Source organism: Bradyrhizobium sp. SZCCHNPS1003 (assembly GCF_032381555.1).
In the GTDB taxonomy this organism is placed as follows: domain Bacteria; phylum Pseudomonadota; class Alphaproteobacteria; order Rhizobiales; family Xanthobacteraceae; genus Bradyrhizobium.
Genome location: NZ_JAUHIU010000023.1, coordinates 16,585 through 32,787, shown reverse-complemented (window position 1 = coordinate 32,787; position 16,203 = coordinate 16,585). Strand labels below are relative to the sequence as shown.

15 protein-coding genes are annotated in these 16,203 nt (G+C 64.7%); all 15 read right to left on the bottom strand.

Going from position 1 to position 16,203, the window contains the following annotated elements; genetic code table 11:
* Position 1: 1 nt before the first annotated feature.
* Positions 2–778 carry a tonB-system energizer ExbB gene (gene exbB, locus QX126_RS29495; RefSeq protein ID WP_315773416.1) on the bottom strand — a complete coding sequence of 259 codons (777 nt, stop codon included), beginning with the start codon at positions 776–778 and terminating at the stop codon, positions 2–4.
* A gap of 334 nt (positions 779–1,112) precedes the next feature.
* Entirely contained in the window at positions 1,113–2,855 is a 1,743-nt protein-coding gene (locus QX126_RS29490; RefSeq protein WP_315785726.1) for an ABC transporter substrate-binding protein, read from the bottom strand.
* Between the two features lie 123 nt (positions 2,856–2,978).
* Positions 2,979–3,308: a DUF2160 domain-containing protein gene (locus QX126_RS29485; RefSeq protein ID WP_315785632.1), complete on the bottom strand. Its 330-nt coding sequence runs from the start codon at positions 3,306–3,308 to the stop codon at positions 2,979–2,981.
* 187 nt (positions 3,309–3,495) lie between these two features.
* On the bottom strand, positions 3,496–4,302 hold the full coding sequence (locus QX126_RS29480; RefSeq protein WP_315785631.1) for a carbohydrate ABC transporter permease: 807 nt from the start codon (positions 4,300–4,302) through the stop codon (positions 3,496–3,498).
* The gene (locus tag QX126_RS29475) at positions 4,302–5,204 is read right to left on the bottom strand and encodes a sugar ABC transporter permease (protein ID WP_315785630.1); all 903 of its coding nucleotides are present in this window, start codon (positions 5,202–5,204) and stop codon (positions 4,302–4,304) included. Before QX126_RS29475 ends, QX126_RS29480 begins: the two co-directional genes overlap by 1 nt.
* A gap of 3 nt (positions 5,205–5,207) precedes the next feature.
* Positions 5,208–6,290: an ABC transporter ATP-binding protein gene (locus tag QX126_RS29470; RefSeq protein ID WP_315785629.1), complete on the bottom strand. Its 1,083-nt coding sequence runs from the start codon at positions 6,288–6,290 to the stop codon at positions 5,208–5,210.
* Between the two features lie 12 nt (positions 6,291–6,302).
* Positions 6,303–7,385, bottom strand: a complete 1,083-nt coding sequence (locus QX126_RS29465; protein ID WP_315738396.1) for an ABC transporter ATP-binding protein — start codon at positions 7,383–7,385, stop codon at positions 6,303–6,305.
* Positions 7,382–8,935, bottom strand: coding sequence for a glycerol-3-phosphate dehydrogenase (gene glpD / locus QX126_RS29460; protein WP_315738397.1), 1,554 nt, complete (start codon positions 8,933–8,935; stop codon positions 7,382–7,384). The genes QX126_RS29465 and glpD overlap by 4 nt, the downstream gene beginning before the upstream one ends.
* 154 nt (positions 8,936–9,089) lie before the next feature.
* Entirely contained in the window at positions 9,090–9,923 is an 834-nt protein-coding gene (locus QX126_RS29455; protein WP_315773407.1) for a DeoR/GlpR family DNA-binding transcription regulator, read from the bottom strand.
* Positions 9,924–10,081: 158 nt separating this feature from the next.
* Entirely contained in the window at positions 10,082–10,273 is a 192-nt protein-coding gene (locus QX126_RS29450) for a hypothetical protein (RefSeq protein ID WP_315738399.1), read from the bottom strand.
* Between the two features lie 159 nt (positions 10,274–10,432).
* Positions 10,433–10,675: a hypothetical protein gene (locus QX126_RS29445; protein ID WP_315738400.1), complete on the bottom strand. Its 243-nt coding sequence runs from the start codon at positions 10,673–10,675 to the stop codon at positions 10,433–10,435.
* A gap of 369 nt (positions 10,676–11,044) precedes the next feature.
* The gene (locus tag QX126_RS29440) at positions 11,045–11,473 is read right to left on the bottom strand and encodes an acyl-CoA thioesterase (RefSeq protein WP_315756980.1); all 429 of its coding nucleotides are present in this window, start codon (positions 11,471–11,473) and stop codon (positions 11,045–11,047) included.
* A 51-nt stretch (positions 11,474–11,524) separates the two neighbouring features.
* Positions 11,525–12,148 carry a flavin reductase family protein gene (locus QX126_RS29435; RefSeq protein ID WP_315776111.1) on the bottom strand — a complete coding sequence of 208 codons (624 nt, stop codon included), beginning with the start codon at positions 12,146–12,148 and terminating at the stop codon, positions 11,525–11,527.
* A gap of 65 nt (positions 12,149–12,213) precedes the next feature.
* Positions 12,214–12,822, bottom strand: coding sequence for a TetR/AcrR family transcriptional regulator (locus QX126_RS29430; protein ID WP_315785723.1), 609 nt, complete (start codon positions 12,820–12,822; stop codon positions 12,214–12,216).
* Between the two features lie 24 nt (positions 12,823–12,846).
* A complete protein-coding gene (locus QX126_RS29425) occupies positions 12,847–15,987 on the bottom strand; it encodes an efflux RND transporter permease subunit (protein WP_315785627.1) in 3,141 nt (1,046 codons plus the stop codon).
* Positions 15,988–16,203: the final 216 nt, after the last annotated feature.

The window sequence follows — 16,203 nt, the reverse complement described above, 5'->3', positions numbered from 1 at the left end:
CTCACTCCGCCGGATTGGCGATCGACAGCATCGGCGCCTCGACGGCGCGGATGGCGCTGCGCCGCGTTTCGGCGGGCCCCGCGTGCTGCCGGTCGAGATCACGGCTGAGCAGGCGCATGACCGCCACCGATGCATCGGCGATGACGGCGCGATAGCCGCCGGTGGCGCGCGCGAACAGGTTGTAGATCACGACCGCGGGAATCGCGGCGGCGAGGCCGAAGGCGGTCGCGAGCAGCGCTTCCGCAATGCCCGGCGCCACCACCGCGAGGTTGGTCGTATGGGCATGCGAGATGCCGATGAAGCTGTTCATGATGCCCCAGACGGTGCCGAACAGGCCGACGAACGGCCCGACCGCGCCGACCGTGGCGAGAATGCCGATGCCGCGGCCGATGCGCGCCACCGCCGCCGCCTCGATCCGCTCGAACTGCCAGGAGACACGCTCCTTGATGCCATCGGCGGGGAGGCCACGCGACTTGTCGATTTCGTCATCGGCGACGGCCAGCAGCCGGCCGACCACACCGTCGTCGGCGGAAATGCGTCCCGTCGCATCCGACAGCGCGCGCGCGGCCATCGCGATGCCGAGCGCGCTGCGCGAGGTACGCAGTGCCGCGCGGAGTTGGATCGTCTTCACCACCAGAACGGTCCAGGTTGCGACTGAAGCCAGCGCCAGCCCGATCATCACCGCCTTCACGACGATGTCGGCCTGCATGAACATGGTCCAGGGCGACAACGCCTCCGGCAGCGTGCTCGCGATATTGGCGATGTGCGCCTGATCCATGGCCGTACTCCCTCGGTGGCCCCGTGGTTGGTGATCACGATCCCGGCGTGGATCGCATGGGGCCATGCCGGATCGTGTCGAGGCCTTGTTGTTTCGTGTCGTTGGGGCAAAGTCACGGCGAAGATCGCGACAATCCCGATCGTCAAAGAGTGCCGCCTGTCCCCACCGGCTTCAAGGCATTTGCTGCGTGGAAGTTGTCCTATGCGACCCGGGAATAATTCCCGAATGGAACGGGAAGCCCCTCACCTCTGGGCCAAAAGAAAAGGCCGGGATTGCTCCCGGCCTTCGTGATGGGATTGCCGGTCGAGCCGGACGACGACTTCAGAGCGTGGGCTCACTTCGCCTCTGCGCGCTTCGGCGGGGTCGCCGGCCACGACTTGATCAGGGTGTCGTAGTCGATCGTCTCGCCCTTCGGCTTCTCGTTCGCGAGCTTGCGCTGCGGAGCGATGTTGCCGTCCTTGGCCGACTTGTTGAACCAGAACTCGGCCGATTCCTTCTTGTTCAGCTTCGGACCGCATTCGCCCTGGACCTTGGATTTCTCGAGACGCTCGAGGACGGAGTCCTGGGCGGCTGCGAGCGCATCCATCGCGGCCTGCGGCGTCTTCGCACCGGACGACGCATCGCCGATGTTCTGCCACCACAGTTGCGCCAGCTTCGGATAGTCGGGCACGTTGTTGCCGGTCGGGGTCCACTGCACGCGCGCGGGCGAGCGGTAGAACTCGACGAGGCCGCCGAGCTTCGGCGCACGCTCGGTGAACGACTTGTCCCAGATGTCGGATTCACGGATGAAGGTGAGACCGACATGGCTCTTCTTCAAGCTGACCGTCTTGGAGACGATGAACTGCAGGTACAGCCAGGCGGCCTTGCGGCGATCCGGCGGGGTCGACTTCAGCAGCGTGAGCGAGCCCGCGTCCTGATAGCCGAGCTTCATGCCTTCCTTCCAGTAGGCGCCGTGCGGCGACGGAGCCATGCGCCACTTCGGCGTGCCGTCAGCGTTCACGACTGGCAGACCCGGCTTCACCATGTCGGCGGTGAAGGCGGTATACCAGAAGATCTGCTGGGCGACGTTGCCCTGCGCGGGCACCGGGCCAGCCTCGGAGAAGGTCATGCCCTGCGCCTGCGGCGGCGCGTACTTCTTCATCCAGTCGAGATATTTGGTGATCGAGTAGACCGCCGCCGGGCCGTTGGTGTCGCCGCCGCGCTCGATCGACGAGCCGACCGGACGGCAGCCTTCCATGCGGATGCCCCATTCGTCGACCGGCAGGCCGTTCGGGATGCCCTTGTCGCCGTTGCCGGCCATCGACAACCAGGCGTCGGTGAAGCGCCAGCCGAGCGAGGGATCCTTCTTGCCATAGTCCATGTGGCCATAGACCTTGACGCCGTTGATCTCCTTGATGTCGTTGGTGAAGAACTCGGCGATGTCCTCGTAGGCCGACCAGTTCACGGGCACGCCGAGGTCGTAGCCATATTTGGCCTTGAACTTGGCCTTGTAGTCCGGGTTGGTGAACCAGTCGTAGCGGAACCAATACAGGTTGGCGAACTGCTGGTCGGGCAGCTGATAGAGCTTGCCGTCCGGCGCGGTCGTGAACGACTTGCCGATGAAGTCGTTGACGTCGAGCATCGGATCGGTGACGTCCTTGCCCTCGCCCTTCATGTAGTCCGACAGCGCGATCGTCTGGCCGTAGCGGAAGTGGGTGCCGATCAGGTCGGAGTCGTTGATCCAGCCGTCATAGACGTTCTTGCCGGACTGCATCTGGGTCTGCAGCTTCTCGACGACGTCGCCTTCCTGGATCAGGTCGTGCTTCAGCTTGATGCCGGTGATCTCGCTGAAGGCCTTGGCCAGAGTCTTGGCCTCGTACTCGTGGGTGGTGATGGTCTCGGAGACGACGTTGATCTCCATGCCCTTGAAGGGCTCGGCGGCCTTGGCGAACCACTCGAGCTCCTTCTTCTGCTCTTCCTTCGACAGGGTCGAAGGCTGGAATTCGCTGTCGATCCACTTCTGGATCGTGGCGTCGTCCGCACGTGCCGGCACGGACAGCGTCATAGTGGCGGCGAACAGCGCGGCAGCGCTGGTCATCGCGAGATAGCTCGCCTTGGTCAGGTGATGCTTCCTAGGTTTCAAGTGTCGCATGCTTTCCTCCTTGAGCGACAGACGTATCCAGGTCCGGGTTGCCCCCGGATCTGCCCCTTTTCACCTGCGTCAGACGGTGCGGAAGATCGCAACGGCTGATGCAAGCGAAATTGCGGTCGCGAGCCACAGGCTCGAAACCTCAAACCCTTCCTCGCCGATCGGCAAGGTCGCAATCGTGTCGGTGCCGATCAGACCGATCCATGCAAGATGAATGACGGCAGCCGAGATCAGCGAGATGAACAGCCGGTCGCCGCGTGTGGTCGGAATGCGCAGCACGCCGACGCGCTCGGCCTCGGGATAGCGCGCGGCGAGTAGCGTCATGACGCCAAGGGTGCAGGCCAGCGCGGCGAAGAAGATCGCCGTCGGCGCAGTCCAGGCCATCCATGCGATGCTGTCCATGGCTATCAGCTCCAGGCGATAATGGACCCCCTCCCCCGCTTGCGGGGGAGGGTTGGGGTGGGGGCGCCGCGAGTCCGACTGCCCAAGAGGAGAGATGCCCCTACCCGCATCGCATCTGACGATGCGATGCGACCTCCGCCGCAAGCGGGGGAGGTGGAGCGGAGGCCGTCGCGGATCGTCTGCATCATCACACCCGCCCCAGCGCGAAGCCGCGCGCGATGTAGTTGCGGACGAACCAGATGACGAGCGCGCCCGGGATGATGGTCAGCACGCCGGCAGCCGCGAGCAGGCCCCAATCCATGCCGGACGCCGACACGGTCCGGGTCATCACCGCCGAGATCGGCTTGGCATAGACCGAGGTCAGCGTGCGCGCGAGCAGCAGCTCGACCCAGGAGAACATGAAGCAGAAGAAGGCGGCGACGCCGATGCCGCTGGCGATCAGCGGCACCAGGATCTTCACGAAGAAGCGCGGGAACGAATAACCGTCGAGGAACGCGGTCTCGTCGATCTCACGCGGCACCGAGGACACGAAGCCCTCGAGGATCCAGACCGCGAGCGGAACGTTGAAGATGCAATGCGCGAGCGCGACCGCCCAGGGCGTATCGAACAGGCCGATCGCGGAATAGAGGTTGAAGAACGGCAGCGCGTAGACGGCGGCCGGCGCCATGCGGTTGGACAGCAGCCAGAAGAACAAATGCTTGTCGCCGAGAAAGCGGTAGCGCGAGAACGCGTAGGCCGCCGGCAGCGCCACCAGGATCGAGATCACCGTGTTGAGGATCACGTATTTCAGCGAATTGATGTAGCCGGAATACCAGCTCTCGTCGGTGAAGATCCGCATGTAATTCGCGACCGTCGGCTGATGCGGCCACAACGTCATCGTGGTGACGATCTCGGTGTTGGTCTTGAAGCTCATGTTGACGAGCCAGTAGATCGGCAACAGCAGAAACACCAGGAACAGCGAAATGATGACCCGACGGCCCGGAATCGTATTCATCACGCGCCCCCTTCCGTCGGCCGGCGCTCGGCGCCGGCATTGGTCATGATGGTGTAGAACACCCAGCAGACGATCAGGATGATCAGATTGTAGACCAGCGACAGCGCCGCCGCCTTGCCGAGGTCGAACTGGCCGAGCGCGATCTTGACGAGCTCGATCGAGATGAAGGTGGTGGAGTTGCCCGGTCCGCCGCCGGTGACCACGAACGGCTCGGTATAGATCATGAAGCTGTCCATGAAGCGCAGCAGCACGGCAATCAGCAGCACGCGGTGCATCTTGGGCAGCTGGATCGCGGTGAACACCGCCCAGCGCGAGGCGCCGTCGATCTGCGCAGCCTGATAATAGGCGTCGGGGATCGACTTCAGGCCGGCATAGCACAGCAGCGCCACCAGGCTGGTCCAGTGCCACACGTCCATGACGATGACGGTGGCCCAGGCATCGAGATCGTTGGACACGTAATTGTAGTCGATGCCTACGCTCGTCAACGCATAGCCAAGCAGGCCGATGTCGGGCCGGCCGAAAATCTGCCAGATGGTGCCGACCACGTTCCACGGAATCAAGAGCGGCAGCGCCAGCACGACGAGGCAGAAGGCCACGGTCCATCCGCCCCGCGGCATCGACAGCGCCACGACGATGCCGAGCGGCACCTCGATGGCCAGGATCGCGAGCGAGAAGATCAGGTTGCGCCCGAGCGAGGCGAGGAAGCGGCCGCCGAGATCGGTCGAGGGATCGAGCAGCTCCTTGAACCAGCCGACACCGTTCCAGAAGAACTGGTTGTTGCCGAACGTGTCCTGCATCGAATAGTTCACCACCGTCATCAGCGGCAGCACGGCGGAGAACGCCACCAGCAGGAACACCGGCAGCACCAGGAACCAGGCCTTGTTGTTGATGGTCTTGTCCATCACTCAGGCTCCCTCGACGAGACGGCTGTCGGCATAGACGTGGACATAGGCTGGATCGAACTTCAGCCCGATCGCCGAGCCCTGCGGCGAGAAGCCGGCCGGCAGTCGCGCGGCGAACTTGACGTCGCCGACACGGACGCGCGCGAAGCGGATGCGGCCAAGATCGTCGACGCGCTCGATATTGGCATCGAGCAGGCCGGGCCCGGGCTGAGCGACATCGACGAATTCCGGACGGACGCCGATCTCGATCTTGGCTCCGGCCGGCAGCGCGTCGTAGCTGCGCGCCAGCGTCAGGGTGTGACCGTCGATGCGGGCCTCGCGGCCCTTCACCTCGGCCGAGAGGATGTTCATGCCAGGCGAGCCGATGAAGTAGCCGACGAAGGTATGCGCCGGCTTGTCGAACAGCTCAGCGGGCGTGCCACTCTGCACGACGCGGCCGTCATGCATGACGACGACGGTGTCGGCGAAGGTCAGCGCCTCGGTCTGGTCGTGGGTGACGTAGATCATCGTCAGGTCGAGTTCGCGATGCAGCGCCTTCAGCTTTGAGCGTAGTTGCCATTTCAACTCTGGATCGATCACGGTCAGCGGCTCGTCGAACAAGACGGCGGCGACGTCGGAGCGCACCAGGCCGCGGCCGAGCGAGATCTTCTGCTTGGCGTCGGCCGTGAGCCGCGTCGCCTTGCGGTTGAGGTCCGGCGTGAGGTCGAGCAGCCGCGCGATCTCGGCGACGCGCTTGTCGATCGCGGCTTTCGGCACGCCGCGGTTCTTGAGGGGAAAAGCGAGATTTTCGCCGACCGTCATCGTGTCGTAGATGACCGGAAACTGGAACACCTGCGCGATATTGCGTTCGCGGGTCGAGGCTTTGGTGATGTCGGTGCCGTCGAACAGGATCTTGCCGTGCGAGGGCGTCAGGATGCCGGAGATCAGGTTGAGCAGCGTGGTCTTGCCGCAGCCGGACGGGCCGAGCAGCGCATAGGCGCCGCCCTGGCGCCAGGTCATCGTCACCGGCTTCAGCGCGTAGCTCTCGATATCGCCGCTGTTGCCGTTGTAGGCGTGGGCGAGATCGACGAGGTCAATGCGGGCCATGCGGCATCTCCCTCAGATCGCCGGCGCGGCGACCAGGCGGTCGCCGGCGTCGAACACGAACACATTGGACGGATCGAGCACCGCGTCGAGGATCTCGCCGGGCTCGTATTCATGGACGCCGTGCAGCACGGAGACCCAGTTCATGCCGTCGCGCGTCAGATGCACGAAGCTCTCCGATCCCGTGATCTCGGTGACCGAGACGGTCGCAGGAAAGGCATGGCGGCCGTGGCTGCCGTCGCCTTTGCCAAGCCCGAGTTGATGCGGGCGGAAGCCGACGCGGTAGGCGCCATCGGGCAGATCAGCATAGAGGCCGACCGCCGGCGCCTTGACCCCGCCGGCATACTCCACGCTCTCGCCGCGCTTCTGGATCTCGACCGTGTTCATCGGCGGATCCGAGAATACCTGGCCGACACGTAAGGTGTCGGGTCGGCGATACACGGCCGCGGTATCGCCGGCCTGTAGCGCCTGCCCTTCCCACATGCAGATGGTGCGGCCACCGAGCAGCAGCGCCTCCGACGGCTCGGTGGTGGCGTAGACGAAGATCGCGCCCGAGGCCTCGAAGATGCGCGGCAGCTCGGTCCGCAGTTCCTCGCGCAGCTTGTAGTCGAGATTGGCGAGCGGCTCGTCCAGCAGCACGAGGTCCGCCCCCTTCACCAGTGCGCGCGCAATCGCCGTGCGCTGCTGCTGGCCGCCGGAGAGCTGCAGCGGCGTGCGCTTCAGATAGGGCTCGAGCCGCAGCAGCCGGGCGGCTTCCGCCACGCGCTTCTCGATCTCCTGGCGCGACTTGCCTTGCACGCGCAGCGGCGAGGCGATGTTCTCATAGACCGAGAGCGAGGGATAGTTGATGAACTGCTGATAGACCATCGCGACCGAGCGCTGCCGCACGTCGGCGCCGGTGACGTCCTTGCCGTCGACCAGCACCCGCCCCGTGGTCGGCCGGTCGAGGCCGGCGAGCAGTCGCATGATCGAGGTCTTGCCGGACAGCGTTGGCCCGAGCAGCACGCTCAGCGTGCCGCGCTGCAACGTCAGCGAGACGTCGCGAATGGTGGTCACGCCGTCGACGATTCGGGAGACGTGATCGAGCGTGACGCTCATGCGCGCCCTCCCGCCTCACGCGCCGGCACGGCGGAGCGCTCGCGATTGGCTGTGATCCACGCATCGAGCGCGGCGATCTCAGCCGCCGACATCCGCAACCCCAGCTTCGATCGACGCCACACGATGTCCTCGGCCGTCAACGCCCACTCGTTCGTCATCAGGTACCTGACTTCACGCTCCGTCAAGGTGCCACCGAAATCCTGGCCGAGATCGGCCAAAGATGTCGCACCGGCGAGCATGGCCGCAGCCCGCGTGCCATAGGCATGGGCGATCCGCTTCGCATGTGCATCCGACAGGAACGGATAGGTCTTGCGGAGATCCGCAATCAACGGCGCAACGGCCGAAACCTTCATGTCGCCGCCGGGCAGCGGCGCCTTGCCGGTCCACCCCTCCTCCGCCTTGCCACCTTTCACATAGGGGGCGAGACGCTCCAGCGCCTCTTCCGACAGGCGCCGGTAGGTGGTGATCTTGCCGCCATAGATCGACAGCAGCGGCAAGCCGCCGGGCGTATCGAGCTCGAACACGTAGTCGCGGGTCGCCGCCTTGGCCTCGCTGGCGCCATCGTCATAGAGCGGACGCACGCCGGAATAGCTCCAGACCACGTCGGCCGGCGTCACCGGCTTGGCGAGATATTCGCCGAGCGCGGCGCAGAGATAGGCGATCTCCTCGTCGGTCGCCTTCACCTTGGCCGGATCGCCCTGATAGTCGCGATCGGTGGTGCCGATCAGCGTGAAATCCTGCTGATAGGGAATGGCGAAGATGATGCGGCCGTCGGCGTTCTGGAAGATGTAGGCGCGGTCGTGGTCATAGAGCTTGCGCACCACGATGTGCGACCCCTGCACCAGCCGCACTTTCGCTTTCGCATTGACGCCGGCGCCGGTCGCCAGCACCTGCTCGACCCAGGGACCGGCGGCATTGACCAGCGCGCGCGCCTTGATGGTCTCGCGCTCGCCGGTCTGCGTGTTCTCGGTGGTGACCAGCCAATGGCTGCCATCCTGCCGGATTTCGATCGCGCGCGTGCGGGTGCGGATGACGGCGCCGCGATCGACGGCATCGCGCGCGGTCAGCACGACCAGACGCGCATCGTCGACGAAGCAGTCGGAATATTCGAAGCCCTTGCTGTAGCGCCCGGGGATCAAGGGGCGGCCGACCTCGTCGCTGCGCAGGTTCACCGACCGCGTCGGCGGCAGCAGCTTGCGGCCGCCGAGATGATCATAAAGGAACAGGCCGAGGCGCAGCAGCCAGGCCGGGCGCAGGCCGGAATGATGCGGTAGCACGAAACGCAACGGGCGGATGATGTGGGGCGCGATCTGCCACAGGATTTCGCGCTCGATCAGCGCCTCGCGGACCAGCCGGAACTCGTAATATTCGAGATAGCGCAGGCCGCCATGCACGAGCTTGGTGGACCAGGACGAGGTTCCGCTCGCCAGATCGTTCATTTCACAAAGGAAAACGGAATTTCCGCGTCCGGCCGCATCGCGCGCGATGCCGCAACCGTTCACGCCGCCTCCGATAATGGCGAGGTCGTAGATCCGCTCCAACAGACGCATCCCCCGGGCAATCGCCTTGACTGTGGCGATTTCACTTTCGGTTTCGAGTTAAACACAAACGAAAGTGAAAGCAAATCGAAATTCGCATGTTGGGCCGCGATTGGGCAAAACCTGCCCAAACCGGGATCAAGGAGCCTGCGAGAGTGGCGGAACGTCAGGCGCGGCGGAGCACGGCGGACCCCGCCGTTTCGGTTGCCTCCGCGGCGTCGTCGGCGTCGGCGGCGGGCATCGCCGAGACCACCTCGATGCCGCGGCTATGGCAGAGGCTGGCCAGTCCGTCCGGCAGCGGCCGGTCGGTGACGAAGGTCTGGATCTGGCTGAGATGGGCGATGCGCACCGGCGCGCTGCGATGAAGCTTGGTGGAATCGGCGACCAGCATCACGCTGCGGGCATTGGCGATGATGGCCTGGGCGACCTGCACCTCGCGATAGTCGAAGTCGAGCAGCGCGCCCTCCTCGTCGATCGCGGATGCGCCGATGATCGCGTAGTCGACCTTGAACTGGCCGATCAGCTGCGTCGCCGTCGATCCGATCACGCCGCCATCCGAGCGCCGCACCGTGCCGCCGGCCACGATCACCTCGATGCGCGGATGCGGATAGAGCAGCATCGCGACGTTGAGATTGTTGGTGATGACGAGCAGGTCCTGGTGCGACGACAGCGCGCTCGCCACCTCCTCCGTCGTGGTGCCGATGTTGATGAAGAGCGAGGAGCCGTTCGGAATCCGCGCGGCGGCGACCGCGCCGATCGCCTTCTTCTCGTCGGCAGCGACGAAGCGCCGCGCCTCGTAGGCGAGATTCTCGACGCCGGAGGCGATGATGGCGCCGCCATGGATGCGCGTCAGCGCGCGCTGCTCGCACAGATCATTGAGGTCCTTGCGGATGGTCTGGGCCGAGACTTCGAAGCGGCGCGCGAGATCCTCCACCATGACGCGGCCGGAGGCGCGGGCGATGTTAAGGATGTCGGTCTGGCGTTGGGAAAGGACGGCCATGGCAAGCTTTCAGGACAAGCTGCATCATGGTGATGCTGATCGAGTCAAGCGTCAATCGGCGAAGCATTGGGCGCATCGCAGCAATCGCCGGCTCGGAGCACGTCCGGCGCGGCACGGTCCGGCTGACGCGCGCCGGCGGCCGCGTGCGCCAAGCTCGCTCAGGCGGCTGCGCTCAGCTCGCCGGTCACGAGCCGAAGCGCGGCGCGTTCGGCTTCGCGGGCATTGCGAAACACCTGGCCCTCGAGGGCATTGAAACGGTGGGACGCCGCGAAGAAGCGGAAGCCGCCACGATCGCGGACGACGATCCCCGCCGCCTGGGAGCTGACCTCGATGATATAGGTGTCGGACATTGCGAAATCCCGTCGTTCATTCCGGGCGTATAACAGGGCTCTATGACGAACGTTCCGGTCCTGGAGCCCCCGGCTATCCGATCTGCATGCCAACAGGAAATTGTGTGGATGTTATGTTGGCTGCGCTGCACGCGCCTTCGCCGTCACGACACGGCCGAATCAGCGTGGATCATTCGGGACGAGCGTCGGCCTGCGCAGCGACGCATCGGCCCCGCCGATGCGGTCGTGATGCTGACCGAGCAACTGATAGATGGTGCGCAGATCCTTCAACACCTCGACTTGATCTTCACGAAACGCACTGAGCTGATTCTCGTAGACGCAAATCCTGCGCTCGGCGTGGAGAAGCCGCTGCTGCAGCTTCTTCAGGACCTGCAAGATCAGTTTCTCGTCGACGTCCGACATGGACTTCCTCCCACCCTGTTCGCGCACCGCGCCCCGCCATTTCCCTGTGCCGGCATTTTTTTCCGGCTGGCCCTTTTGGCCTTGTTGATCGGAAGCGGACTACCAACCTCGATGCCCGTCCGATGCGCCACTCGAAGCGCGCAATGAGGCAGAGACGCGGCATCGCGCCTCCAAGCAACCAGAACTTGCAAATATCGTAAACACGCCTGCCCTGTGGACAAGGCCTACATCGCGCGAGATTGATCGGCACAGACGCCGCAAACGCGAGCTCGAATGAGCGCGCGCCGCCGGATCACGGTTCCTATGCCGAGCAAGTGGCATATGCCGGGCATTAACTGATGTTATTTTGGCGGCAGACCAAGATTGCGATCAGGCCGTGGTCGCCCCGTCGCGCCGGATCGGCTGCGGCCGGCCGTCGTCGTCGATCGAGACGTAGGTGAAGTTGCCGTCGGTGACGAGGATCGGCTGCTCCTCCTTCCGGCGCAGCACCCAGGCTTCGAGACGCACCGTCATCGAGGTGCGGCCGACGCGGACGAGATGCGCATAGACCGAAACGAGATCGCCGACATAGACCGCCTTGCGAAAGTTCATCGCCTCGATCGCGACCGTCACCGTGCGCGACTTCGCGACCTTGGCGGCGTACACGCCGCCGCCGACATCCATCTGGCTGAGCAGCCAGCCGCCGAAGATGTCGCCATTGGCATTGGTATCGGCCGGCATCGCCAGGGTGCGGATGCAGAGATCGCCGCGGGGCTCGGTCGGCGCGGACAGCGCGGCATGGACGGTCGCTTCGGTCACGTCGGATGGTCTCCAATTGCGGGAGCGTTCAAGAGGCGTCGAGCAAGGCCGTCAGTCGGGCCTCGCCATTTCGAACATCGCCTCCTGCATGATCTCGAAATAGTCGCCGCGACGGCCGGCGCGGACGATCGGATGCGCCAGCGCAGTCTGATAGACACCGTCCTTGATCAGCGTCTTGTCGATATGCACGCCGACCACCTCGCCGAGCGTCAGCCAGGCCTGCGCCTTGGCACCGTCGGCGCCCTGCAGCTGGATGATCTGCGTCACCTTGCACTCGAACGCGACAGGGCTTTCGCCGACGCGCGGCACATTGACGAACTTGCACGGCACCGGCGTCACGCCCGCAAGCTTGAACTCGTCGACCTCGCGCGCGACATGCGCGGCGGTCGCATTCATCTGCGTGGCCAGGCCGCGCGTCACCAGGTTCCAGACGAACTCGCCGGTGTCCTGGATGTTGGCGACCGAGTCCTTCCACTGCGTCGAGGAGAATCCGATGATCGGCGGGGTGTAGTTGAAGGCGTTGAAAAAGCTGTACGGCGCAAGGTTGACGTGACCGTCCGGATCGCGCGACGAGATCCAGCCGATCGGACGGGGGGCGACGATGGCATTGAAGGGATCGTGGCGGAGGCCGTGGCCGTTCTTCGGTTCGTAGAAATGCAGATCCCGTTCGGTCACGCCGTCGTCCCTTCCGTCATTGCGGGGAGCGCAAGCGACGAAGCTTCGCTCGAATGACGGCGAACTTAGCTTGCAGCGCCCCTGGAACCAAGCCCTGCCAGCACGAAATCGATCATCTCGTCGACCGTCGGGCCCGGCTTGGTCGCGCATTGCGCGATCATCTGCGGATGGAAGAAGCGCATCATCGCGGTCGTCGCACATTTTGCCGCCAGCGGCAGGTCGGTGACGGCGAATTCGCCGGAGGCCGCGCCCTGCCCGATCACGCGGCCGATGATCTCGGTGATCAGCAGCATGTGCGCCTCGCAGACGTCCCAGCTCTCCTCCATGGCCACCGCGACCATCTCGTGCAGCTTGTTGTCGCCGACATAGCGCTCGGTGTTCATGCGATGAATGGTGCCGAGCAGCTCGCCCAGCCGCGGCGCCGCAGGCCCCGCCCGCTCCGCGATCGCGATGGCAGCCGCCTCGACCTGCGCCATCAGCGTGCGGGCGACCCCCCGGTGGATCGCCTTCTTGGAATCGAAGAACCGGTAGACATTCGCCGGGCTCATGCGGAGCTCCTTGGCGATGTCGGCGACGGTCGTCTTCTGGTAGCCGATCTGTCGAAACAGACGCTCAGCAACGACGAGAATGCGTTCGTGCGTATCGGATTCGATATGGTCGGAAACCAGGGTCATCATGCCTGCGATCTTGTTGGTCCTTCATTCGGCGGCCTCGGCCAAAGGAAGCGCGGGCCTCGGCACGTCAACGTGCTGCGTTGCAGAATGATCCGCGTCCTTCGCTCCGCGCTCGTCCAGGCTCTTGCGGAACCATAGGGCATACAATCCTGGCAAGTACAGCAGCGTGAGAAAGGTTGCAACGAACAACCCGCCCATGATGGTGATCGCCATCGGGCCCCAGAACGCCGAGCGCGACAGCGGGATCATGGCGAGGATCGCGGCCAGCGCGGTGAGCACCACGGGCCGGGCGCGGCGCACCGTGGCCTCGATGATCGCGTCCTTGCGGGTCAGACCATGGGCGACGTCGGTCTCGATCTGATCGACCAGGATCACCGCGTTGCGCATGATCATGCCGGCAAGCGCAATCAGGCCAAGCAGCGCCACGAAGCCGAACGGCGCGTTGGCGACATTGAGCCCGAGTGAGGCACCGACAATGCCGAGCGGCGCGGTCAGGAACACCAGGATCAGCCGCGAGAAGCTCTGCAGCTGGATCATCAGCAGGGTCAGCATCACGATGACCATCAGCGGAAACAGCACGAAGATCGAGGCATTGCCCTTGGCGGATTCCTCGAACGCGCCGCCGGCCTCGATCCGGTAGGCGGGCTCGAGGTGGTTGCGGATATCCTGTAGCTTCGGCGAGATCTGGTTGGTGACATCGGGCGCCTGGACCCCGTCCGCCACGTCGGCGCGCACGGTGATCGCCATGTCGCGGTTGCGCCGCCACAGGATCGGCTCCTCGTGGGAATACTCGATCCTGGCGATCTGCTGCAGCGGCACCGCGACGCCGTTCTTCGAGGTGATGGTGAGGTCGCCGACATGGGCGAGATCCAGCCGCTCGGACGGCGCCGCACGCGCGACGACGCCGACCTTCTCGATGCCGTCGCGGATGGTCGTGACCTGCACGCCGGAGATCAGCATCGCCAACGACTGCGACACGTCCTGCGGGGTCAGGCCAAGTGCGCGGGCACGATCCTGGTCGACGACCAGCTTGAGGTAGGGCGACTGCTCGTTCCAGTCGAGCTGCGGATCCCTGACGTTCGGGTTCTGGCGCATGACGTCGCGCACCTGGTAGGCGATCTCGCGCACCTTGGCCGCATCGGGGCCGATGATGCGGAACTGGACGGGGAAGCCGACCGGCGGACCGAAATTGAAGCGATCGACCCGGACGCGCGCTTCGTTCAGCTCGCCATTCGCAGCCGCGGTCTCGATCTTGGCCTTGATGCGCTCGCGCGCGGCGACGTCCTTGGCGACGATCACGATCTCGGCGAAGGCTTCGTTCGGCAGTTGCGGGTTAAGACCGAGCCAGAAGCGCGGCGAGCCCTGCCCAACATAGGCGGTGTAGGTCTCGATGTCCTTGTCGTCCTTCAAGAGCGCTTCGGCCTTGCGTGCCGCCTTCTCGGTGACGCTGAAGGCGGTGCCCTCCGGCAGCCGCAGCTGCAAGAACAGCTCGGGCCGCTCCGACAGCGGAAAGAACTGCTGCTGGACATGGCCGAAGGCCACGATCGATGCCGCGAAGACGCCGACCGTCGCGGCAACGGTGGTGATTCGATGCGTGACGCACCAGCGCACGATGGCGCGCAGGCCGCGATACATGCGCGTGTCGTAGACCGCGTGCTCGTCATGGCCGTGATGGGCCTTCATGTCGGGCAGCAGCTTGACACCGATATAGGGCGTGAAGATCACGGCGACAAACCAGGACGCGACCAGCGCGATGGCGACGATCCAGAAGATGCTGCCGGCATATTCGCCGACGGCCGAATTGGCGAAGCCGATCGGCAGGAAGCCGGCGGCCGTGACCAGGGTTCCGGTCAGCATCGGGAACGCGGTGGATTCCCAGGCAAAGGACGCGGCGCGCATCCGGTCCCAGCCCTGCTCCATCTTCACCACCATCATCTCGACCGCGATGATGGCATCGTCCACCAGGAGGCCGAGCGCGATGATGAGGGCTCCGAGCGAGATGCGATGCAGGTTGAGCCCCATGATGTTCATGACGATGAAGACGAGCCCGAGCACCAGCGGCACCGACAATGCCACGACGATGCCGGTGCGCCAGCCGAGCGCCAGGAACGACACGAACAGCACGATCACCAGCGCTTCGACGAACGAGTGCACGAACTCGCTGACGGCGTGCTCGACCACCTTGGGCTGGTCGGCGATCTGCTCGATCTCGATGCCCTGCGGCACCGCCTTCATGAAATCCGCGGCGGCGGCGTGCACCTCCTTGCCGAGCTCCAGGATGTTGGCCTCCTTGGCGGTGACGACGCCGATGCCGAGCGCGGGCTTGCCCTCCTGCCGCACCTTGAAGCTCGGCGGATCGACGAAGCCATGGCTGACGGTGGCGATATCGCCGAGCCGGAACACGCGTCCGTTGCTTTCGACCGGCGTCTCCGCGACCGCCTTGGCGCCGTCGAGCGCGCCGGTGACACGCAGCGGCACGCGCTGCGACGAAGTTTCGACCGTGCCGGCCGGGGTCACATTGTTCTGCTTGGCAAGCGAATCGAACAGCGCCTGCGGCGTGATGCCGAGGGTGGCGAGCTTGGCATGGCTGAACTCGACATAGATGCGCTCGTCCTGGGTGCCGTAGAGATTGACCTTGGTGACGCCGGCGACCTTCAGCAGGCGCTGGCGCAGGCCTTCGGCGGTCTTCTTCAGCTGCGCATAGTCGGCGCCGTCGCCGGTCATCATGAACAGGATGGAATCGACGTCGGAGAACTCGTCATTGACGAACGGACCGATGATGCCCGACGGCAGCGACGACTGCACGTCGTCGAGCTTCTTGCGGATCAGATAGAACAGGTGCGGCACCTGGGCCGGCGGGGTCGAATCGCGGAAGGTCACCTGCATCGCGGTGAAGGCCGGCTTCGAATAGGTCTGCACCTTCTCGAAGTAAGGCAGCTCCTGCAGCTTCTTCTCGATGGGGTCGGCGACCTGGCTCTGCATCTCAGTCGCCGTGGCGCCGGGCCACATCACCGAGACGTTGACGACCTTGACGGTGAAGAACGGATCTTCGGCGCGGCCGAGCTTCTGATAGGAGAAGAAGCCGGCGACGCCGAGCGCGACGATCAGGAACAGCACCAGCGGCGGATGATTGACCGCCCAGGCCGACAGGTTGAACCGCTTCATGGGTGCTCTCCGAGATTCGATATCACTGGTCCGAGCCGTTGCTGTTAGTCACCGTCATTGCGAAAGAAGCGACCTGTCCGCCATAGCCCAAAGGGCGACGGCGGAAGCAATCCAGAATCCGCCTGCAGAAAAAACAGTCTGGATTGCGCCGTCGCTTCACTCCTCGCGATGACGACCGTTACGTCCGTCATTCCGGGGCGATGCGAAGCATCGAAC